This is a genomic window from Reyranella soli (genome assembly GCF_007992495.1).
Classification (GTDB): Bacteria; Pseudomonadota; Alphaproteobacteria; order Reyranellales; family Reyranellaceae; genus Reyranella; species Reyranella soli.
Genome location: NZ_BKAJ01000034.1, coordinates 39,182 through 60,575, shown reverse-complemented (window position 1 = coordinate 60,575; position 21,394 = coordinate 39,182). Strand labels below are relative to the sequence as shown.

The 21,394-nt window shown below is 66.9% G+C and carries 18 protein-coding genes and 1 tRNA gene; 4 read left to right on the top strand and 15 right to left on the bottom strand.

Annotation, left to right across the window (positions count from 1 at the left end):
* Positions 1-59: 59 nt before the first annotated feature.
* The gene (gene folK / locus RSO01_RS11705; RefSeq protein WP_218037315.1) at positions 60-575 is read right to left on the bottom strand and encodes a 2-amino-4-hydroxy-6-hydroxymethyldihydropteridine diphosphokinase; all 516 of its coding nucleotides are present in this window, start codon (positions 573-575) and stop codon (positions 60-62) included.
* Between the two features lie 144 nt (positions 576-719).
* Here folK and RSO01_RS11700 point away from each other — a divergent pair, with 144 nt between their 5' ends.
* Both RSO01_RS11700 and RSO01_RS11695 read left to right on the top strand, forming a co-directional pair.
* A complete protein-coding gene (locus RSO01_RS11700; RefSeq protein WP_092822730.1) occupies positions 720-1,337 on the top strand; it encodes a LabA-like NYN domain-containing protein in 618 nt (205 codons plus the stop codon).
* A gap of 3 nt (positions 1,338-1,340) precedes the next feature.
* Positions 1,341-1,991, top strand: coding sequence for a uracil-DNA glycosylase (locus RSO01_RS11695; RefSeq protein WP_147149273.1), 651 nt, complete (start codon positions 1,341-1,343; stop codon positions 1,989-1,991).
* Between the two features lie 28 nt (positions 1,992-2,019).
* Here the strand turns inward: RSO01_RS11695 and RSO01_RS11690 are convergent, their stop codons facing one another.
* The 9 genes from RSO01_RS11690 to RSO01_RS11650 all read right to left on the bottom strand — a co-directional run bounded on the left by RSO01_RS11690 (position 2,020) and on the right by RSO01_RS11650 (position 13,453).
* A complete protein-coding gene (locus RSO01_RS11690) occupies positions 2,020-2,496 on the bottom strand; it encodes a glutathione peroxidase (RefSeq protein WP_147149272.1) in 477 nt (158 codons plus the stop codon).
* A 127-nt stretch (positions 2,497-2,623) separates the two neighbouring features.
* Positions 2,624-3,295 (bottom strand): sulfite oxidase-like oxidoreductase, encoded by a 672-nt coding sequence (locus RSO01_RS11685; RefSeq protein ID WP_147149271.1) that lies wholly within the window; start codon positions 3,293-3,295, stop codon positions 2,624-2,626.
* A gap of 8 nt (positions 3,296-3,303) precedes the next feature.
* Positions 3,304-4,839, bottom strand: coding sequence for an acyl-CoA synthetase (locus RSO01_RS11680; protein ID WP_147149270.1), 1,536 nt, complete (start codon positions 4,837-4,839; stop codon positions 3,304-3,306).
* A complete protein-coding gene (locus RSO01_RS11675; RefSeq protein WP_147149269.1) occupies positions 4,836-5,480 on the bottom strand; it encodes a TetR/AcrR family transcriptional regulator in 645 nt (214 codons plus the stop codon). The genes RSO01_RS11680 and RSO01_RS11675 overlap by 4 nt, the downstream gene beginning before the upstream one ends.
* 89 nt (positions 5,481-5,569) lie before the next feature.
* Positions 5,570-10,000, bottom strand: a complete 4,431-nt coding sequence (locus RSO01_RS11670; RefSeq protein WP_147149268.1) for a M10 family metallopeptidase C-terminal domain-containing protein — start codon at positions 9,998-10,000, stop codon at positions 5,570-5,572.
* Positions 10,001-10,127: 127 nt separating this feature from the next.
* A complete protein-coding gene (locus tag RSO01_RS11665) occupies positions 10,128-11,003 on the bottom strand; it encodes a hypothetical protein (RefSeq protein ID WP_147149267.1) in 876 nt (291 codons plus the stop codon).
* Positions 11,000-12,172 (bottom strand): isovaleryl-CoA dehydrogenase, encoded by a 1,173-nt coding sequence (locus tag RSO01_RS11660; protein ID WP_147149266.1) that lies wholly within the window; start codon positions 12,170-12,172, stop codon positions 11,000-11,002. Before RSO01_RS11660 ends, RSO01_RS11665 begins: the two co-directional genes overlap by 4 nt.
* Positions 12,173-12,199: 27 nt before the next feature.
* Positions 12,200-12,643 (bottom strand): hypothetical protein, encoded by a 444-nt coding sequence (locus RSO01_RS11655; RefSeq protein ID WP_147149265.1) that lies wholly within the window; start codon positions 12,641-12,643, stop codon positions 12,200-12,202.
* An 18-nt stretch (positions 12,644-12,661) separates the two neighbouring features.
* Entirely contained in the window at positions 12,662-13,453 is a 792-nt protein-coding gene (locus RSO01_RS11650; RefSeq protein ID WP_147149264.1) for an enoyl-CoA hydratase/isomerase family protein, read from the bottom strand.
* Positions 13,454-13,528: 75 nt separating this feature from the next.
* Between RSO01_RS11650 and RSO01_RS11645 the strand changes: the two genes are divergently transcribed.
* A complete protein-coding gene (locus RSO01_RS11645; protein ID WP_147149263.1) occupies positions 13,529-14,425 on the top strand; it encodes a LysR family transcriptional regulator in 897 nt (298 codons plus the stop codon).
* 3 nt (positions 14,426-14,428) lie between these two features.
* On the opposite strand, the gene mgtE is transcribed toward RSO01_RS11645, so the two are convergent.
* The 3 genes from mgtE to RSO01_RS11630 all read right to left on the bottom strand — a co-directional run bounded on the left by mgtE (position 14,429) and on the right by RSO01_RS11630 (position 18,247).
* On the bottom strand, positions 14,429-15,787 hold the full coding sequence (gene mgtE, locus RSO01_RS11640) for a magnesium transporter (RefSeq protein ID WP_147149262.1): 1,359 nt from the start codon (positions 15,785-15,787) through the stop codon (positions 14,429-14,431).
* Positions 15,784-18,087, bottom strand: a complete 2,304-nt coding sequence (locus RSO01_RS11635) for an NADP-dependent malic enzyme (RefSeq protein WP_147149261.1) — start codon at positions 18,085-18,087, stop codon at positions 15,784-15,786. Before RSO01_RS11635 ends, mgtE begins: the two co-directional genes overlap by 4 nt.
* A 75-nt stretch (positions 18,088-18,162) precedes the next feature.
* A tRNA-Leu gene (locus RSO01_RS11630) sits at positions 18,163-18,247 on the bottom strand.
* Between the two features lie 76 nt (positions 18,248-18,323).
* Between RSO01_RS11630 and lipB the strand changes: the two genes are divergently transcribed.
* Positions 18,324-19,052 carry a lipoyl(octanoyl) transferase LipB gene (gene lipB, locus RSO01_RS11625; RefSeq protein WP_218037314.1) on the top strand — a complete coding sequence of 243 codons (729 nt, stop codon included), beginning with the start codon at positions 18,324-18,326 and terminating at the stop codon, positions 19,050-19,052.
* On the opposite strand, the gene RSO01_RS11620 is transcribed toward lipB, so the two are convergent.
* Positions 19,030-19,311 carry an acylphosphatase gene (locus tag RSO01_RS11620; protein WP_147149259.1) on the bottom strand — a complete coding sequence of 94 codons (282 nt, stop codon included), beginning with the start codon at positions 19,309-19,311 and terminating at the stop codon, positions 19,030-19,032. The two genes, lipB and RSO01_RS11620, sit on opposite strands and share 23 nt — an antisense overlap.
* 4 nt (positions 19,312-19,315) lie before the next feature.
* Positions 19,316-21,322 (bottom strand): acetyl-CoA carboxylase biotin carboxylase subunit, encoded by a 2,007-nt coding sequence (locus RSO01_RS11615; protein WP_147149276.1) that lies wholly within the window; start codon positions 21,320-21,322, stop codon positions 19,316-19,318.
* Between the last annotated feature and the right edge of the window lie 72 nt (positions 21,323-21,394).

The following is a 21,394-nucleotide window of genomic DNA, read 5'->3' as shown; positions in this document are numbered from 1 at the left end:
CCCCTCCCGGCCTCCCCCGTATGACGGGGGAGGTGGATGATACGCGCCTCGATGGACCTTCAGAGCCTTTCAATCACCTGATCGGCCGGCAGGGCGGCTAAAAGGGCCTGGATCGAGGATCCCGTGCGCGGATGGCGCCAGTCCGGGGCCAGGTCGGCCAGCGGCTTCAGGACGAAGGCCCGGCCCTCCATGCGGGGATGAGGCAGGGTCGCCCTCCCCGGCCCGCCGGCGGCAATTTCTCCATTAAAATCAAGTAGATCCAGGTCGATCAGGCGGGCGGCGTTGGGCACGGTGCGGACCCGCCCGAAGGCATCCTCGACCTCGTGCAGCTGCGCCAGCAGCGCGTCGGCCGCCAAGTCGATTTCTAGCTCGGCGACGGCGTTGACGTACCAGGGCTGGTCCGAGGCCGGCACGGGCGCCGTGCGGTACCAGGGCGAGACCTGCCGGATGACGACGCCGCGACGTCCCAATTCATCCAGGGCAGCCTCCAAAGCTCGCCGCGGAGCCCCATATACGGGGTGCTCGAGATTTGCCCCGAGCGCGATGAATACCCGTGATCGTGTGGTGTTTTCCACCAGCAAATGGCTCCAAGCCCTTGTGATCTATGGGATAATAGCTTAAACTTAAGACGTTGTAGGAGGGGTGTGGGTTACGTAACTCCTGCAGCTACATAAATTTTTCGCTCCCTCTGCGCATATTCCGAAAAAGGATTAACCGCCATGAAAGGCAATTTCTATGAGAACGAGCGCGTCGCGCTCTTCATCGACGGCGCCAACCTCTACTCCGCCGCCCGGGCGCTCGGCTTCGACATCGACTATCGCCGCCTGCTCAAGGTGTTCCGCGAGAAGGGCCATTTGGTCCGCGCTTACTACTACACCGCCCTGGTCGAGGATCAGGAGTATTCGCCGATCCGGCCGCTGATCGATTGGCTGGACTACAACGGCTACACGATGGTGACCAAGCCGACCAAGGAATTCACCGATGCCATGGGCCGCCGCAAGATCAAGGGCAACATGGACATCGAGCTCGCCATCGACGTGCTGGAGATGGCCGAGCACCTGGACCATGTGATCCTGTTCTCGGGCGACGGCGACTTCCGTCGGCTGGTCGAGGCCGTGCAGCGCAAGGGCCTGCGCGTCTCGGTGGTCAGCACCATCAAGTCCTCGCCGCCGATGGTGGCCGACGAGCTGCGCCGCCAGGCCGACGACTTCATCGAGCTGTCGGAACTCGCGCCGCTGATCGCCCGCAATCCGTCGGAGCGCCCGCAGCGTCCCGCCGTCGCCAACGGCGATCTCGGCGAGGATCACGCGCCCGAGCACCTGATGCGGTCGGCCTAGCCTATCTTGGCTGCGTCGCGTTTCGAGGAGCCGCCGCTCGACTGTCCGCGCTGTCCCCGGCTCGTCGCCTTCCGGCACGGGCTCCAGGGCGAGTATCCCGATTGGAAGAATGCGCCGGTCCGCTCGTTCGGCGACCTCGATGCCCGCCTGCTGATCGTCGGGCTGGCGCCCGGCATGCGCGGCGCCAACCGGACCGGCCGGCCGTTCACCGGCGACTATGCCGGTGACCTTTTATACTCGACACTGCTGAAGTACGGCTTCGCCCAGGGCACCTACAAGGCCGATCCGAATGACGGGCTGCGCCTGGTCGATGCGCGCATCGCCAACGCCGTGCGCTGCCTGCCGCCCGAGAACAAGCCGCTGCCCGTCGAGTTCACGCAATGCCGGCCGTTCCTACAGGCCGAGATTGCGGTGATGCCCGCGCTCAAGGTGATCGTGGCGCTGGGCAAGGGCGCGCACGACCAGGTGCTGCGCGCGCTGACGGTACGGCCGGCGAGGAGCTATCCGTTCATCCACGGCCGGCTGCATGCCCTGCCGACCGGGCTCATGCTCGCCGACAGCTACCACTGCTCGCGCTACAACACGAACACGGGCCGGCTGACGACCGAGATGTTCCACCAGGTATTCGAGGGCGTCCGCAAAGCACTCAAGTAGCGAAGCGCGGACCGCGGGCCGCGCTTCGCTAAAGAGCCTTCTCGATTGCGCCGGTTATCTCGTTGGAGCCCGGGCGCACGCGGCTCGGCCAGGCGCCCTGCAGGCTGCCGTCCTTGCCGATCAGGTACTTGTGGAAGTTCCACTTGGGCGCCGCCCCCTCGCCCGCTTCCTGGGCGATCCATTGATAGAGCGCGTGCGCGTCGGGACCGATCACCTTCTGCTTCGACGTCAGCGGGAACTTCACGCCGTACATGGTCTCGCAGAACTTGGCGATCTCGGGCTCGGTACGCGGCTCCTGGGCGCCGAAGTCGTTCGACGGCACGCCCAACACCACCAAGCCCTTCGGCCCGTAGGTCTCGTGCAGCTTCTCGAGGTCGGTGTATTGCGGCGTGAACCCGCAATAGGACGCGACGTTCACCACCAGGACCGGCTTGCCGGCGAAGCTCTTCATGTCGAGCGGCTTGTTGTCGATGGTGGTGAAGGTGAAGTCGTGTGCCGATGCCATGATCAGTTCTCCCTAAACCGCCTCATGCTGAGGAGGCCGCGCAGCGGCCGTCTCGAAGCATGGGGTCAAACAAGGTGCTCGCGCCACCCTTCGAGACGCGCCCTGCGGGCGCTCCTCAGGGTGAGGTTTACTCGTCGTCATACCTCTGCTCGAGCCACGGATCGCCGTAATTGTGATAGCCGCGCACTTCCCAGAAGCCCGGCTTGTCGTGCACCGAGAATTCGATGCGCTTGATCCACTTGGCGCTCTTCCAGAAATAGAGCTTTGGGATCACCACGCGCAATGGCCCGCCATGCTCGCGGCTGATCGCCTCGCCGTTCCAGCTCCAGGCCAGCATGACGTCGTCGGCCGAGAAGTCGGCGAGCGGCACGTTGGTCGTGTAGGTGTCGTAGGAATGGAAGATGACATGCTGTGCGGCGGCCTTGGGCTTCACGATCCCCAGGAGATCACGCGCACTCACGCCTTCCCACCTGTTGTCATAGCGCGACCAGGCGGTGACGCAGTGGATGTCGGTGGTGAGCGTGGTCTTTGGCAGGTCGGTGAACTCGCCCCATTTCCAGGTCGTCGGGGTCTCGACCTCACCGTCGACGAACAGGCGCCAGGCGTGGGTCGGGATCTCGGGCTGGATACCGAGATCGAGCACCGGCCAGTTCTCGACCTGGCGCTGGCCGGGCGGCAGGCGCTGCGAATGGGCGGCCGACTTGCCGGTCAGCAGCCGGCCGCTCTCGGCCCACTTCTGCTTGCTGTCTATGAGCTTGTTCTTGAGCTTGCCAAACAGGGTGACGTCGTCGTCGGACATGACTTCCTTCAGATGCTACGGCCGGCCTTCTCCCAATATGGGGCCCGGAGCTTGCGTTTGAAGATCTTGCCCGAATCCTCGCGCGGCAGGGCGGCGCTGAACTCGACGATCCTGGGCACCTTGTAGCGCGCCAGGTGCTGGCCGAGATAGCCCCGCACGGCCGAGGCATCGATCGCCGTCCCGGCCTGCGGCTCGACATAGGCGCAGATCTGCTCGCCGAATTCCTCGTCGGGAATGCCGAACACCGCGCAGTCGCGCACACCCGGCATCTGGATCAGCACCGATTCGATCTCGGCGGGGTAGATGTTGACGCCGCCGGAGATGATCATGTCGCGCTTGCGGTCGCACAGGAAGAGGTAGCCGTCGGCGTCCTGGTAGCCGACGTCGCCCACGGTCACGAGATCGCCCAGCGCGATCTCGCGGCGCTTGGCGTCGTCGTTGTTGTAGGTGAACTCGGCGAGGTGCGGCCCGCGCAGGTAGATCTCGCCGATGTCGCCCTGCTTCACGTCGCGGCCTTGCTCGTCGACGATGCGCATCACCGCACCCTCGACGACACGGCCGACGGTGCCGGGCTTGGCGAGCGCCTGCTCGGCATTGTGCCAGACCACGATACCGGTCTCGGTGGCGCCGTAGTACTCGTTGATGACCGGCCCCCACCATTCGATCATCTGGCGCTTCACCGCCGGCGCGCAGGGCGCGGCGCCATGGGTGACCCAGCGCAGCGACGAGACGTCGTAGCGCCGTTTGACCTCGTCGGGCAGGCGCAGCAGGCGCACGAACATGGTGGGCACGATGTGCATATGGCTGACCTTGTGCTTGTCGATCAGCCGCAGCATGTCCTCGGCCTCGAAGCGCGGCTGCAGCACCATGTGCAGGCCATGCCGCGCGCTGCCCATGCCGTAGGCGGCCGGCGCGGAGTGGTACATCGGGCCGTTCATCATCACGACCGTCGAGGGATCGGCCTTGACGCCCCAGTACTTGGCGGCCTCGCCCGCCGCCAGCGCCTGCAGCTCGGGCGAGGACGGGCGACGGCGCACGCCCTTGGGCCGGCCGGTGGTGCCCGAGGTGTAGATCATGCTGCCGCGTGCGGCCTTCGGCGGCTGGGTGTTGGGCGTGCTGCGGGCCACGAAGGCGTCCCAGGTCTCGACGCCGGGCGGGGCCACCTGCTTCTCCGCCGGTACGTTGTAGGCAGCGGCGATTTCCGCCGGCGTGGGCACGACCAGCACCTTCACGCTCTCGGGCACGCCGCTCGCGATCTGGGCCAGAAGGTCGCTGTGGACCACGAGCACCTTGGCGCCGCAGTCGGCCAGGATGTAGCCCGCCTCCTCCGCCGTGAAGTGCCAGTTGATCGGCACGCCATAGACGCCGAGCTGGCCCGCCGCGAAGTTGACCTCGAAGGTCGCGAAGTCGTTGCGCAACATCAGGGCAACGCTGTCGTCCTCGCCAAGGCCGAGCGCGGCCAGGCCGCCGGCACCGCGCGCAGCGTTGGCCTGGATGTCTGCCCAGCTCCGGAAGCGCTCGCCTGCCGTCACGCCCACTGTCATTTCTTCTTGCCCTTTCCGCCTTGCACAACGCCTCCCGGCCCGAACTTGGCGCCGGCCCCTTTCAGCATGGTCAAGCCGAGGAAATAGGACAGCGATTTGTAGTCCGGTCCGTGCGCCAGCATACCCGACTGGTGCAGCATGACGATGCCATGGAGTGCCGCCCACATCGACCAGCCGAACAGCTTGGAATCGGCTTCGATGACGCCCGACGCCGCCATCTCCTCGGCGCCGCGCGTGATGTAGCGCGCCGCCCGCTCGGCGGCTGGCCCGAGTTCGGGATGCTTCTCGTCAACCGGCGCATCGATCTCGAACATGATGCGATAGGCGTGCGGGTTCTTGAGCGCGAAGGCGAGATAGGCCTCGCCGGTCAGCCGTCCACGATCGGCGGGGTCGCTGGCCCCTGCTCTCGCCTTTTCGAGGGCGTCGGAAAACTTGGCAAAGGCCTGGGCCCGCACTGTCGCCAGGATGTCAGCCTTGTCCTTGAAGTAGCGGTAGGGCGTCTTGGGGCTGCAGCCCAGCGCCTCGGCAAGCTGGCGCATGGTGACGCCCTCATAGCCGAAGCGGGCGAAGCGTTCGGTCGCGACTTTGCACAGCTCGGCGCGGAAGTCGGCGATGTCCTGGTCGGTGAGATAACGCGGCATTTCGATACACAGCGTGTATCAAAAATCAAAACCCGTCAATGAGTGCGCCGTGATGAGCGAAATTGCCGGCCCCTCCAGGCGCTTTCGCCTCACATCAGCCACTGGTTGCCGTAGGCGCTGGTGAAATCGAGCATCACGACGAGATCGTTGAAGTCGCGATCGCCGCCGCCATGCTGATCCTCCCAGCCCCAGGTGTTGTAGTCGTAGTTCCAGAGATGGCCGACGCCCTTGCCATCGACCTTCTCATTGGCCTCGGCGAACGCCCAGGACGTCTTGCCGGTGGACTGGTTGGTAAGCTTCATGGCGATCAGGTCGCCGGCATCGACACCCACGATCTGGCCCTGCGCGTAGTTGCCGTAGCCGCCGCCCTGCAGGGACGTGCCGCCGGTGCCGGTCAGATAGGCCCGGGACTCGGCCGCTTCGGCATAACCGGCCTGTCCCGGCTTCAGGCCGCCGATCGATCCGGTGTAGTCGTCGACCTTGTACAGGGAGACCGAGAGGGTGTCCTCGCCGTTCTGGCGCATGCGGACCACGGCGACCTGGTCGTTGGCGCCGCCGACCGTTTCGGCGACGGCGACGGCACGCGCGAGATGGACGGTGCCGAAGCTGGTCGCGAAGTCCGCGATGCCGTAGGGGCTCGTCAGCTGCGCCTGGTCGGCGAAACCTAGGCCCCGGCCGATCGCCATCGAGACGTCGGCATTCGACTCCGCCACGGTGTGCAGCAGAGACCCGTGCGCGTACTTGTCGTACAGGCGCACCAGGTTGGGATCGAAATCGGCCTGCAGCGACTGCTGGGCGAACCGTGCCGTCCAGGCGAAGTCGCCCGACCGGTGATTGGTGAAGCTGTCATCGAAGCCGCCGATCTCCACCTTGATCTCCGTATCGGTCCCCTTCGTGGACGTGGCCTGGATCAGCAGGCTCTGCCGGACGTCGCCGGTGATCCAGTTGCCCGCGGCGTCGAGGTCGATGAGGTCGGGATTGTCGGCGAACGACATCTGGTGATGGGCGATGCCGGTCAGGGCGCGCGCCAGAAGCACGCCGTTGGGCGTGCCGAGACCGCTGGTCAGGTCGTAGCCCGGGCCCGCCGTATAGCCGTAGCCGGTCGGCGTGATGGCGACTCCGTCGCTCGTGTAGTCACCGCCCAGGACGTAGGACGATGTGTTGTTGCCGGTCCGGATGTCGTTGAACGAGGCCGGCGCGATCGCCGAGGCGATGTAGAGCAGATCATTGGCATAGCCCAGATGCGGCAGGTTCTGGTCCTCGAAGATCGCGTTCAACTGTGCGCCGAGGGCAGCCCACAGCGGAGTCGCCGCGCTGGTGCCGCCGTTGGACTCGGTGCCCGTCATGTCGCCCGTGGGGACGATGTAGTACAGGTTGCCGCCGGCATTGGCCGAGACGTCGGGCGTGCCGCGCCCGACCAGGTGGTAAGGGTCGGCGGTGAACGGCACCAGGCCGTAGTCCGCCTGATAGCTCGGGATGCCGAAGGTGGGATCGGCGCCGCCGCTGCCGGTGTTGTTCTCCCGGTAGCCCGTGCCGACACGGTTCGAGAAGGTCGTGCCGTTGAGATAGTAGACGTTCCACGCCGTCTCGATGAGGGCCGCGCTGCCGCCGCTCATGCCGACAGGCGACTGCGTCATGCCGCCGGCAACCAGGTCCCAGATCGTCGCGAGGTCGCCGCTGGCCGCCTTGTCGACGATCCCCTGCAGCGTGTCGTCGTTGAGCGCGGCAAGAGTCGAGCTGATCGAGGTGCCGCCGACGGTCACCGAGAAAGGGCTGGAGCGGCTGGTGTTGATGTTGGTGAGGCCGTTGGGGAGCTCGTATCCCGAGCCGCCGTCGCCATTGGAGTTGAACACCGTGATGTTGCGCAGCGCGGCGTCGACGAAGAGCTCGGCGGAGGCCTTGAAGAACGGCGAACCCGGGGCGACCATCGGCGTATAGCGGAAGGACGACGTGATCACCTGCGGGTTGTTTACGTCGTCCCAGAAGGCCGACTGGTAAGCCGTGAAGGCGTCGGCGAGCGTGAGGCCGGAGCCGGAATAGAACACGAGCGGACTTTGCGGGGCGATGGCGGCGACCATGCCGGTGTCGAGCGAGCGCTCGCCCGATCCGTTGGGCGCGGTGCCCCAGTTCTGGTTGCCGACGGTGATCACCGGCGCACCCGTGGCCACTCCCGCACCGGCGCGGTAGGCGTCGACGGCCGCCTGGAAGCCGCTGCCGCCATTGTCGCCCGGCAACGCCGTGCCGATGACGGGTTCGACCAGCCCGATCGTGCCCGTCGCCATGTCGGCGGAAAGCGGCATGTTGTAGTAGTTCTGGACGGCGACCTGCGGGTAGACCAGCGAGCCCTGGGTCGAATTGTTGCCGGGGCTTTGCGAGCCCTGCGGAAGGACGGCCGCCGGAACGGAAGTATTCCCGTACGGAGGCTGGAACTTCTGCGTGTCGAACCACAGGCCGGATACGCCGAGGTCGGTGAGCTCCGTGGGCAGAGACAGGCTGCCCGTCCAGTACCAGTTGCCGCCGCTGTCCATCAGCTTCGTCGAAGGCCCGAACAGCGTCGAGAAGCTGTCGCCGGTGATTTCCACCCAGATCGTGCGAGACTGCGCCGACGAGATGTACGAATTGCCGGGATCGACCACGTCCATCCTCTGGATGCCCAGCCCGTCCAGCACCGTCTTCGCGGCTTCGTAGTCGGTCAGATCCGCGCCGTAGGTCGACCACAGCGAGTTGGTGTGCTGCAGGGCCTCGAGCTGCTGCTGGCGCGACGCCCAGCTCGAGCTGAGCAGGCTCGACGGATCGTTGGCGCGATCGAACACCAGGGCCACGGCCAGCGTCTCGCCGCTGCCGACGGCCGTTCCGCCGGTCGGGGGCGTGGTCGTGTTGGAGCGCCAGCTCGCAAAGTCGAGGAACGTCGAATTATCGAGCTGCGTGTAGGGCGAATAGAAGGCGTAGTCTGCCGAGGTGAGCGTCGCGCCGTTGCCGAGCGTGATCGTTTCCGTGACGGAGCCGTCCTGGGATGTGACCAGCCAATTGTTGGTGCCCGCGACGTTGGTGACAGTGCCCGAGCCGTAGCCGAAGAACTGCAGGACGTCGCCGCTGGCGAAGTCGGTGATCGTGTCACCCTGCGCCTGGCCGATGACGAACTGGAAGATGTCGGTACCGCCATCGCCCGACATGACGTCGCCGCCGGCTCCGGACTGGAGGATGTCATTGCCGCCGCCGCCATTCAGCCGGTCCGAGCCGTCGCCGCCGACGAGGAAGTCGTCGCCGTCGCCTCCCGAGAGCTGGTCGGCGCCGCCGCCGCCCTGCAGGACGTCGTTGCCGGTGTTGCCGAAGAGCTGGTCGTCGAGGTTGCAGCCCGTCAGCGTGTCGTTTCCGTCGTTGCCCTGAAGGGTCGAAGCGACCGCGCTGTTCGCCGTGATGGTGTCGTTGCCGCCGCCGCCGAACGCCGTCTCGATCCGGGTGCCCAAGGCGATGGCGATGTTGTTCGCCAGCCCGCCGGCGCTGGAAAAGGTTCCCGGCGCGAGGTTGACGTTGGCATCCTGCGAGAAGCCGGACAGGTCGAGCGCGTTGCCTGTTCCGGAATTCCATATCGTCACGATAGCGGATGGGTTGCTTCCGAAATCGTAGATGCTCTGCAGGAAGGGATCGGCGAAGTTCGCGTTGAAGCCGTAGGCCTGGTTGCCCGAGAACGGCCCTGCTGTCGCCTCGCCGTAGAGTCGCTGAATCGCCAGGATATCGAGCATCTGCGGCGTCAGCGGCTCGTTGTCGTAGACCTTGCCGTCCGAACCGGTCGTCGTGTCCCAGTAGGTGCCGCCGACGGGATAGTCGCCGAAGTAGCGCGTGTCGGTCCGGCTCGGATGGATGTACGACATGATCGACCATTGCTCGGTGTCGTACGGACCGAACTGCTGCTGCTGGTAGTCGACCGTGGTGTCGTAGGGCCCGGCATGTCCCAGCCCCAGGATGTGGCCGATCTCGTGGATGACCGTCGAGTAGGGATAGCCGCCCTTGGTGTTGGGATCGCCGTCGAGCGGCCCGTACGTGTCGTGGCTGGTGTCGATCGTGACGTAGGCGCCTGTCTGGGGAGCGCCGTTGATCACGGCGCTGCCCACCGGCACCTGCCAGTCGACGCCGAAGGAAGCGTAGGCCTGTTGGTTGGCCAGCCGCTTCACCGTGATATTGGCCGCGCCGGCGCTGCTCGCCAGCGCGAAGTCGATGTCGGCCAAGCCGGACCACAGGCCGAAGGCGCCCGTCCAGACCGCCTGCTCGGCAGGCGTCCAGCTCGCGGCCGCATCGAACCAATAGGTGACCGTGCCGCCCGGTGTCCCCGGCTGCGCGCTGCCTCCCCATTTGATGGCGCCGGACATCGATGTGTAGGCGGTCGGTACCGTGACCAACCACTTGCCGTCGGGTCCCTGAAGGGACTCCATCGTGTAGTAGCTGACGGCGGCGGCCGTGTTGGCATCGGTGATGCCCGAAATGAAGGCGACCTCGGATTCGTACGGACCAAAATTCGGCATGCGCGACCAGTGCGAGAGCTGCGCTCATTTGCTATCGCGCCTGCTCGGCGCTCAAGCGCCGCGTTCCCCAAATTGGGTCAGCCGCTCTGTTCTTGTCCGCCCGCACGCAGTAGATTGAACTGGGGTGTCAGACCTTCACGCCCGCAGCCCGCAGCTCGGCAAGAAAGTCCCGTACGAGCTGAAGGACAGCCTCGGCCTCGACCGTCATCTCCCGAAATGCGCGCTCGGGCGCCACCAGGCCTTGACGGCCGACACGTACGCACTTGCCGTCCCTCACCAGCTTTCTGGCATGGCGCCGCACCGTCTCGTAAGCCAGACGCATCGAGTCCGAGATCGCCATGACGCTGACCGGCAGCCGATCGGAATCCGGCAATACGTCGCGATTGGCCGCCGGCGCGGTGTTCGTGACGTGCTTGACGTTGGCCGCGCGGATCGCCGTGAACACCAACCCGTTCACAAGGTCGCCGCCGAAGTGGTCACGCAACACCTTCATGGCGGCAAGCAGCACGCCGAGCGCCGCTACCGCGATGATGGTCTGCTCCTTGTCCAGTTGCCGCGAACCGGGCGACGGCGATCGGCGCGGCCTGTAGTTCACGATTTCGATTCGCCTGAGGTCGCCGAGCATGCGGACCGCATGGAGATAGATCTTGCGCAGCGCGTCGGTCATGCGCGCACTCCGCCGCATCGTCGCCGCAAGGGCAATTCCGTCACCCTCGACGACGCAGGCAGCGCTGCGAACGAGCTTGCGGACGTGCCGGCGCACCGTCTCGAACGGAAGGTCGAGCCGGCGCGAGAGCTCGCGGACGCCCATCGGCTTGCGCCTGCCCGTCTCGGCAAGTGAGTCGTGCCACAGTGTCACGATGACCAGACAGCTCACGATGTCGTCGTGCAGTTGGCCGATGAGCTCGAAACTGCGCAGAAAGAACTCAGTCGACACACGTCCGACAGGATAGGCGTCGCGATGGAGCGCCGGCTTGCCCTTCTTTTTCGACGCCTGCGTCATGCCGTCTCGGCAAACAACTCCCGCCCGATCAACATGCGGCGGATCTCGCTGGTGCCGGCGCCGATCTCGTAGAGCTTGGCGTCGCGCAGCAGGCGGCCCGTCGGATAATCGTTAATGTAGCCGTTGCCGCCCAGCAGCTGGATGGCGTCGAGTGCGATCAACGTCGCCTTCTCGGCGGCGTAGAGGATGGCGCCGGCCGAATCCTTGCGCGTGGTCTGGCCGCGGTCGCAGGCCTTGGCGACGGCGTACACATAGGCCTTGCAGGCGTTCATGGTGGTGTACATGTCGGCGAGCTTGCCCTGCACGAGCTGGAACTCGCCGATCGCCTGGCCGAACTGCTTGCGCTCGTGGACGTAGGGCACGACGACGTCCATGGCCGCCTGCATGATGCCGATCGGTCCCGCCGCCAGCACGGCGCGCTCGTAGTCGAGCCCGCTCATCAGCACGTTGACGCCCTTGCCGATCTGGCCAAGCACGTTCTCGGCCGGGATCTCGCAATCCTCGAACACCAGCTCGCCGGTCGAGGAGCCGCGCATGCCCATCTTGTCGAGCTTCTGGGCGACCTTGAAGCCCTTGCGGTCGGTCTCGACGATGAAGGCAGTGATGCCGCGCGAGCCCGCGGCGGGATCGGTCTTGGCGTAGACCACGATCACCTGCGCGTCCGGACTGTTGGTGATCCACATCTTGGTGCCGTTCAGCACGTAGCGGTCGCCCTTCTTGTCGGCGCGCAGCTTCATGGAAACGACGTCGGAGCCCGCGCCCGACTCGCTCATCGCCAGGCTGCCGACATGCTCGCCGGAGATCAGCTTCGGGAGAAAGCGCTTCTTCTGCTCGTCGTTGCCGTTGCGGCGGATCTGGTTGACGCAAAGGTTGGAATGGGCGCCGTAGCTGAGGCCGACGGCGGCCGAGGCGCGGCTCACCTCCTCGACGGCAATGACGTGCTCAAGGTAGCCCAGCCCCGAGCCGCCATACTCCTCCTCGACGGTGATGCCGTGCAGGCCGAGGTCGCCCATCTTGGGCCACAGCTCGCGCGGGAAGCGGTCGGTCTTGTCGAGCTCGGCGGCGATCGGCGCCACCTGGTCGGCGGAGAAGCGCTGGACCTGCTCTCGCAGGGCGTCGGCGGTCTCGCCCAGACCGAAATCGAACGGCGGCATTGCGTTGGGGATCATGATTTCTTGCCTGTCAGGGGGTTGTCGTCAGCTCGGGTCGCCGATCTTGACGTTGATGCCGATCAGCTTCCATTCGCCATCGGACGGGATGAACTCCAGATCGAAATAGACCTGCTTCGGCTCGGTCGGGAAGTGGCCTTTCACCAGCAGCTTGCCGTCGTCGTCGACCTTGGGTGCCGGATCGTAGCTCGGCTTCAGGGCGGCGATGATGTCGAAGTCGACGTGCTTCTTGCTGAACTCCTGGAACCGCCGCGCCAACCGCTCGACCGAAAACTGCTCGCGGAACGGCTTGGAGAGCTTGGCGTGGAACACCTCGTAGTTGCCGGTGACGTTGGCGTCGTTGAAGGTGAGCAGCGTGGTCTTGACCAGCGCTTCGAGCGCGCGTTCCGTCGGCACCTTGTTCTGCGCCTGCGCAAGCGAGGCTGCCAGCATCAGCGCCATCACCGCCAGCATGCGCACGATCGTCGTCATCGGGCCTCCTCCCCGACGTCACGATAGCCCTGACGCTGCCCCGCGTAAAACCGCCGACGAGGCGCGCAGCACGGCGGCCGATGCGCGCCGCATCTCCTCGCCCAGCCAGGCGGCAAGCCGCGGCTCGCCCTGGCCGGCGCGCGCTGCGCCGATGCGCTCGAGCTCGGCCGCGCGCAGTTCGCGCTTGGTTGTGGCGAAGGCTTGCGGCGGCAGGCCGGCGTGGCGCTGGGCTTGGGCCACAGCACGGGCCAGCAGGATCTTGGGCGGCACGCGCTCGTCGACGATGGCGAGCGCCTCGGCACTGGCGGCGTCGATGGTCTCGCCGAGCAGGATCAGGCGACGCGCCGCCGACGGCGCGAGCTCGGCGCGCGCGATCTGCAGCGGCGCCACGGGATAGGTCACGCCGACGCGCACTTCGGCCAGGCTGATGTGCATGGGCGTGTCGGCCACGATGCGCCAGTCCGCGCACAGCGCAAGGATCAACCCGCCAGCGATGGCGTGACCGTTGACGGCGGCGACCAGCGGCTTGGGCCAGGCGTAGAGCGTGCCGAAGCCGTTGTTCAGCGCGTCGACCAGCCGGCGCTGTCCCAACCGGTCGAGACCGGGCGTCGTCTTGAGATTGAGACCGGCGGAAAAGGCCGGCCCGTCGGCCGTGATCACGGCGGCGCGGACGGCACGATCGACGGCCAGGCCTTCGAACAGGTTGGCCATCTCCTCCAGTAACGCCGCATCCATGGCGTTCATGGGCGGGTTGGCGAGGGTGACGACAGCGATGCCGTCCTTGGCGACGGCGAGTTTCAGGGTCGACATGCGCCGACCCTAGGCCGGGACGGTGAATAGATGAAATCGATTGTTTCTTTATGAATTATTGTCATCCTCTATAACGTGAATCTGGCCTTCATCCGCTATTTCCTGGCCGTCGCCGACACCGGCAACTTCACCGAGGCGGCCGAGCGCTGCCACGTCACCCAACCGACTCTGTCGGCCGGCGTCGCCCGCCTCGAGGAGGAGATCGGCAGCCGCCTGTTCGACCGCGGCCGCCGCACGGCGTTGTCGGCGGCGGGGCAGCGCCTGCTCCCGCACGCCCGCGCCATGGTCGAAGCCTGGCGGCTGGCGCGCGCCGAGCAGCGATCGAGCCGGCGGACGCGCCTGGTGCGGATCGCGCTCGCTTCGACCGTGCCGGTGGCATCGGCCATTCAGTGGCTCGCCCTGGCGCAGGGGCAGGTCGCATTCGATCTCGAAATCTCCGAAGGCACGGCCGAGGCGGTGGCCGAGCGCTGGCGCCGCAGCCGCTGCGACGTCGCCCTCTTCCCCGCGCGCGTGGCCGTGACGGCGGCCAACGCGGCCTCGCTGTGGCGCGAACCCTACCTGCTCGCCGCCGCATCGAACCACCTCGTCGCCACGCGCGATCGCTGGTCGATCAAGGACCTCGCCGACACGCCGTTCATCCTGCGCGCCGCCTGCGAGGCGCACGACGAGGCGACGCGGCTGGTCGCGGCCGAAGGCGTGCGTCCGCGCGCCGTGCTGCGCTCGGCCGACGAGGAACGCTGCGCCGCGGCGGTGTTGGTGGGCCTCGGAGTCAGCCTGATGCCGCGCTCGCTGCTGCGGCCGGGCATGGCGTCGGCCGAGATCCGCGAGGTCGCGCTGGAACGGCGCGTGATGCTGGGATGGCGCGAGGAGCTGGATGGCGAGCTGCTGACAGCCCTGCGCGACACCGCCGCGTCGCATCCCTGGCCCGGCCGCAGCGGCGTCCGCGACATGCGGCTCGAGTTCGCGCGGTGATGCCTAAAGCAGGAAGACGGTCGCCAATCCCAGGAAAGCCAAAAAGCCGATCACGTCGGTCACGGTCGTCAGGAACACCGTCGACGACACCGCCGGATCGACGCCGAACTTCTGCAGACTGAGCGGGATCAGCGTGCCCGCCAGCGCGGCGGCGATCAGGTTGCAGATCATGGCGGCGGCGATCACGGCGCCGAGTCGCCAGTCGCCGTACCAGCCGACGACCGCGGCGCCCATCAGCAGGGCGAATATCATGCCATTGAGGCCGCCCACCGCCGCCTCCTTGGCGATGAAGCGCAACGCATTGGCGGCGGTGAGCTGGCCGGTGGCAAGGGCGCGCACCGCCACCGTCACGGTCTGCGTGCCGGCATTGCCGCCCATCGAGGCCACGATCGGCATCAGCACGGCCAAGGCCACGATCTTCTCGATCGCGCCCTCGAACTGGCCGATCACCAGCGAGGCCAGGATCGCCGTCGCGAGATTGACCGTCAGCCAGACGGCGCGCAGGCGCGCGGTGCGCACCGGCGGGGCATGCATGTCGTCGATGCCGACGCCGCCCATCCTCAGGATGTCCTCCTCGGCCTCCTCGTCGATCACGTCGACCACGTCGTCGACCATGATCACGCCTTCCAGCCGCCCGCGCACGTCGACCACGGGACAAGACACCAGGTTCTTGTCGCGGAACAGATGCGCCACCTCGACCTGATCGGCGCTGGCCGGCACCGAGGGGATGTCGGGGTCGACGATGTCGGCGATCGGCACCGGCCGCTTGGTGCGCAGCATGCGCCCCAGGGGCACCGAGCCGCGCAGCCGGCCTTCCGGATCGACGACGAAGATGTCATAGACGTCGTCGGGCAGGTCGGTCGCCTCGCGGCAATGGTCGATCACCTCGCCCACCGTCCAGCCGTCGGGGATCTTGACCAGCGAGCGCTGCATGAGGCGCCCGGCCGTGCCCTCGGGATAGGCGAGCGCGCTTTCGATCTCGGCGCGCTCCGCGGCCGGCAGCTCGGCCAGGACCTCCTGGCGCTCCTGCTCCGGCAGCTCCTCGATGATGGCCGCCGCATCGTCGGTCTCGAGCTCGCGGGCGGCGGCGGCGATGTCCTTGCTGTCGAGCTGGTCGAGAACGTCCTCGAGGATCTCCTCGTCGAGCTCGATCAGGGTCTCGGGATCGAGGTCCTTCTTGAGGATGGCGACCAGCTTGTCGCGCTCGGGTTCGGCAACCTGCTCCAGGATCTCGGCCTGGCCGGTGGCGCTGAGGCCAGCCAACAGGCTCCTGACATCTTCCGCCTGATCGTCGGCGAGCGCCGCCTCGACACGCCGGACCAGCTCCGGCGTCACTTCGTCGAGGACGTCGGGCTCACTCATCCGCGCGCCTCGGCCAGGCGCTGCGCTTCGACGACGGCCAGCGCCGTCATGTTGAGGATGCCGCGGGCGGTGACCGAGGAGGTCAGCACGTGCGCCGGCAGGGCGGTGCCGAGCAGCATCGGCCCGACATGCAGGCCGTCGACCGCGTTCTTCAAGAGATTGAAGGCGATGTTGGCCGAATCGAGTGACGGGCAGATCACCAGGTTGGCCGAATCCTTCAGCCGCGAGCGCGGGAAGGCGTTGCTGCGGATCTCGGGATCGAGCGCCGCATCGCCGTGCATCTCGCCGTCGACCTCGAGCGCCGGCGCACGCTGCTGCAGCATCTTCACAGCCGCCGCCATCTTGCGCGCCGAATGGTGATCAGAACTACCGAAGCTCGAATGCGAGATCAGCGCCACCTTGGGCTGGATGCCGAAGCGCAGCACGGCGTCGGCCGCCAGCAGGGTGATGTCGACCAGGGCGTCGGCGTCGGGATCGTCGTTGACGTAGGTGTCGGCGATGAACAGCGAACGGGTCGGCATGACCACGAGGCTGAGCGCCGCCATCTGGTGCACGCCCTCGCGCGTGCCGATGACGTCGCGGACATGGGCGAAATGGGTGCGGAAGCGGCCGTAGGTGCCGGCGATCATGGCGTCGGCGTCGCCCAGGCGCACCGCCAGGGCGGCGATCAGGGTCGGGCTGGTGCGCACCAGGTTGCGCGCCGTGGGCTCGGTGACGCCGCGTCGCTCCATGAGCTGGTGATAGGCGCCCCAGTAGCGGTCATAGCGCGGGTCGTTCGATGGATCGATCAGCTCGGCGTCGACGCCCGGGCGGAAGCGCAGGCCGAGCCGCTCCGCCCGCCGGCGCACGATCTCAGGCCGGCCGATCAGGATCGGCTGGGCGACGCCCTCGTCGAGGATGATCTGGGCGGCGCGCAGCACGCGATCGTCCTCGCCGGCGCTGAAGATCACGCGCTTGGGGTTGGCTCGCGCCTGCTCGAACACCGGCCGCATGACCAGGCCGGACTTGAAGACGAACTGGTTGAGCTGCTGGCGGTAGGCCTCGAAGTCGGTGATCGGCCGGGTGGCGACGCCCGAGTCCATGGCGGCCCGCGCGACGGCCGGCGCCAGCTCGACGATCAGGCGCGGATCGAACGGCTTGGGGATGATCTGGTTGGGGCCGAAGCCGCCGCCTGCCTGCTCGCCGAAGGCGCGCGCCACGACCTCGGACGGCTCCTTCTGGGCCAGCGATGCCAGCGCGTGCACGCAGGCGATCTTCATGTCGTCGTTGACCGTCCGCGCCCCGACATCGAGCGCGCCGCGGAAGATATAGGGGAAGCAGAGGACGTTGTTCACCTGGTTGGGATAGTCGCTGCGGCCGGTGGCGACGATGGCGTCGTCACGGACGGCGGCGACGTCCTCCGGCGTGATCTCCGGATTGGGGTTGGCGAGCGCCAGGATCAGCGGCTTGGCCGCCATCTTGGCGACCATCTCCTTCTTCAGCACGCCGCCCGCCGACAGGCCGAGGAAGATGTCGGCGCCTCCGATCACCTCGCCCAGGGTGCGGGCCGGCGTGTCGCGGGCGTAGCGCTCCTTCCACGGGTCCATCAGCTCGTTGCGGCCCTTCCAGACCACGCCCTTGATGTCGGTGACCCACATGTTTTCCTTGGGGAGACCGAGCTTCTCGAGCAGGCCGATGCACGACAGCGCCGCCGCGCCGGCACCCGAGACCACCAGCTTCACCTTGGCGATGTCCTTGCCGACCAGGGCCAGGCCGTTGCGGACCGCGGCGCCGACGATGATCGCGGTACCGTGCTGGTCGTCGTGAAACACCGGGATCGACATCCGCTCGCGCAGCTTCTGCTCGACGTAGAAGCACTCCGGCGCCTTGATGTCCTCGAGGTTGATGCCCCCGAAGGTCGGCTCGAGCGCCGACACGATGTCCACCAGCTTGTCCTGGTCGTTCTCGGCCAGCTCGATGTCGAAGACGTCGATGCCGGCGAATTTCTTGAACAGGACGCCCTTGCCTTCCATGACCGGCTTGGCGGCCAGCGGTCCGATGTCGCCCAGGCCCAGCACGGCGGTGCCGTTGGTCACGACGGCCACCAGGTTGGCGCGGCCCGTCAGCTCGGCTGCAGTGGCGGGATCGCGCACGATCTCGTTGCTGGCGGCGGCGACGCCCGGCGAATAGGCGAGCGACAGGTCGCGCTGGGTGGCCAGCGGCTTGGTCGGGACGACCTCGATTTTGCCGGGTCGTGGGATGCGATGGTAGCGAAGCGCGCTTTCGGTAAGTTCGTCCGCCAAGCTCGCCTCCTCAGTCATCCCTAACAAAAAGGGCCGCCAATTGGGGGGTCCCCAATGGGCGGCATATCACCTTTTCGATCGAACCGGCGAGTTTGGTGCGGCCAAGAAGACTCGAACTTCCACGCCTCGCGGCACTAGCACCTCAAGCTAGCGCGTCTACCAATTCCGCCATGGCCGCGCCGGTCGATGCGGCGGGGGATACCAAATAGACCCCGCAGTGGCAAGGCAACTCGGTGGGGCCAATACGTGGGCGAATGCGCCCTATTGCGCTTGGCCGCCGGAGCACCGATTTTGCCACAATGGACAAGCTGGAATGGCGCATTTCCGACGGCCCGGTGCCCTACGCGGAGGCGCTTGCCGTCATGGAGGAGCGCGTCGCCGATATCCGGGCCGGCCACGCGCGCGAGCTGGTCTGGCTGCTCGAACATCCGCCGCTCTATACATCGGGCACCAGCGCCAAGCCGCAGGACCTGCTGCAGCCCATGCGCTTTCCCGTCCATGCCGCGGGGCGTGGCGGGCAGTACACCTATCACGGGCCCGGCCAACGCGTGGTCTACGCCATGCTCGACCTGCGCACCCGCCGCCAGGACGTGCGGCGGTTCGTGTCCGACCTCGAGGAATGGACGATCCGCACCCTCGCCCGCTTCAGCGTGACCGCAGAGCGCCGCGCCGGGCGCGTGGGCGTCTGGGTGGTGCGGCCCGACAAGCCTGCCCTGCCCGACGGCAGCCCGCGCGAGGACAAGATCGCCGCCATCGGCGTGCGCATCCGCCACTGGGTGTCGTTCCACGGCATCTCGATCAACGTCGAGCCCGACTTGTCGCACTATGCGGGAATCGTCCCCTGCGGCATCGCGGAGCATGGGGTGACATCGCTGGTCGACCTCGGCCTGCCGGTGACGCTCGCCGACCTGGATACGGCGCTGGCCGAGACCTTCGACGAGGTGTTCGGCGAAGGCAGCGTCAGACCGTCGGAAGCTGCGTAAAACCCTGCGGCAGGACGTCGAGGTCGACCGGCTCGATGTCGACGTTGTCGACCCGCGCCGCACGTGGGCCGCGGCGGCAGGCGTCTATCATTTCGCCAACGGCCGTGTCGTCACCGACGATCAAGGCTTCGACCGCGCCATCCATCCGATTGCGCACCCAGCCGGTCAGACCGAGCCGCTGCGCTGTCGTGATCGTCCAGTCACGATAGCCCACACCCTGCACCCGGCCGCTGATGGTGAGGTGGGCCTGCAGCGCCATCGGTTCAGGCGAACTCGATGATCTTCTGGTCGACGCGCAGGCTGTCGCCGGCCTTGGCGTGCAGGGTCTTGACCGTGCCGTCGCGCACCGCGCGCAGCACGTTCTCCATCTTCATCGCCTCGACCACGGCCAGCGCCTCGCCCGCCTTGACCTCCTGGCCCTCGCTCACCGCCACGGAGGCGAGCAGGCCCGGCATGGGCGACAGCAGGAACTTGGACGTGTCGGGCGCGGCCTTGACCGGCATCTTGGCGTAGAGCTCGGCCTGGCGCGGCGTCAGCACCAAAGCCTCCGCCTGGCCACCCTCGTTGAAGAGCCGCCAGCCCGAGCCCACAGCATCGATCTGCACGACGACGTGCTCGCCGTCGATCATCGTGTGGAGCAGCGGCTCGCCCGGCAACCAACCGGTCTCGATGGCGATCTTCCGGTCGCCGGCAGTGACCGTGAAGCGGCCATGTTCCCCGGCCACAGTCAACGCGACCGGCTCGCGGTTGAGCATGACGACTTTGCTGTCATCCGGCGGTATCAACTCCGAATAGGAGCGATACCGTAGAGGTAGGACTTCGCTGCGCGCCCTGCGCTCGCTCTCGCCGCTTGCGCGTTCGACTACGGCAGCGACGGCGGCCAGCACCGCTGGGTCCTTAGGCGGCAGGTGCGCCGCGGTAAAACCGCCCTTGAACTCCTCGGCGATGAAGTTGGTGGTGAGCTTGCCGGCGCGGAAGCGCGGGTGGGCCATCAGCGCCGCCAGGAACGGCACGTTGTGCGACACGCCGCGGACATAGAACTCGTCGAGCGCGCGCCGCATGCGCTCGATGGCGTCGATGCGCGTCTTTCCATAGCTGCAGAGCTTGGCGATCATCGGATCGTAGAACATCGAGATCTCGCCACCCTCGTACACGCCGGTATCGACGCGCACGTCGGGACCGGCCGCGGGCTCGCGGTACTTCACCAGGCGGCCGGTCGAGGGCAGGAAGTTGCGGAACGGGTCCTCGGCATAGAGGCGCGCCTCGACGGCCCAACCGTTCAGTTTCACGTCCTTCTGCTCGAGCGGCAGCTTCTCGCCGGCGGCAACGCGGATCATCAGCTCGACCAGGTCGAGGCCGGTGATGAGCTCGGTGACGGGATGCTCGACCTGCAGGCGGGTGTTCATCTCGAGGAAGTAGAACTTGCGGTTCTTGTCGACGATGAACTCGACGGTGCCGGCGCTCTTGTACTTGACCGCCTTGGCGAGCGCGACCGCCTGCTCGCCCATCGCCTTGCGCGTCTTGGCGTCGAGGAACGGGCTCGGCGCCTCCTCGATCACCTTCTGATGGCGGCGCTGGATCGAGCACTCGCGCTCCCACAGGTAGAGGCAGTTGCCCTTGCCGTCGGCGATCAGCTGGATCTCGATGTGGCGCGGCTCCTCGACGTATTTCTCGATGAACACGCGGTCGTCGGCGAACGAGGACTTGGCCTCGTTGGTCGCCGAGCTGAAGCCCTCGCGCGCCTCGGCGTCGTTGTAGGCGATGCGCATGCCCTTGCCGCCGCCGCCGGCCGAGGCCTTGATCATCACCGGATAGCCGACCTCGTTGGCGATCTTCACCGCCTCATTGGCGTCCTTCAGCGCATGCAGCCAGCCGGGCACCGTGCTGACGCCGGCCTTCTGGGCGAGCTTCTTGCTCTCGATCTTGTCGCCCATGGCGTGGATGGCGTGCGCCTCGGGGCCGATGAAGACGATGCCGGCCTTGGCCAGCGCCTTCTGGAACTCCTGCTTCTCCGACAAAAAGCCGTAGCCGGGATGCACGGCTTGCGCGCCGGTCTTCTTGCAAGCTTCGACGATCTTGTCGACCAGCAGGTAGGACTGCGTCGAGGGCGGCGGACCGATCAGCACCTTCTCGTCGGCCTCGCGCACATGCAGCGCGTCGGCGTCGGCCTCGGAATAGACGGCCACGGTCTTGATGCCGAGCCGCTTGCAGGTGCGGATGACGCGGCAAGCGATCTCGCCGCGGTTGGCGATCAGGATCTTGTCGAACAGCGGATGGCTCTTCGCAGGCGCTTTCGCAGCGGCCTTCTTGATCGCGACTTTCTTCTTCGCGGCCTTCTTCTT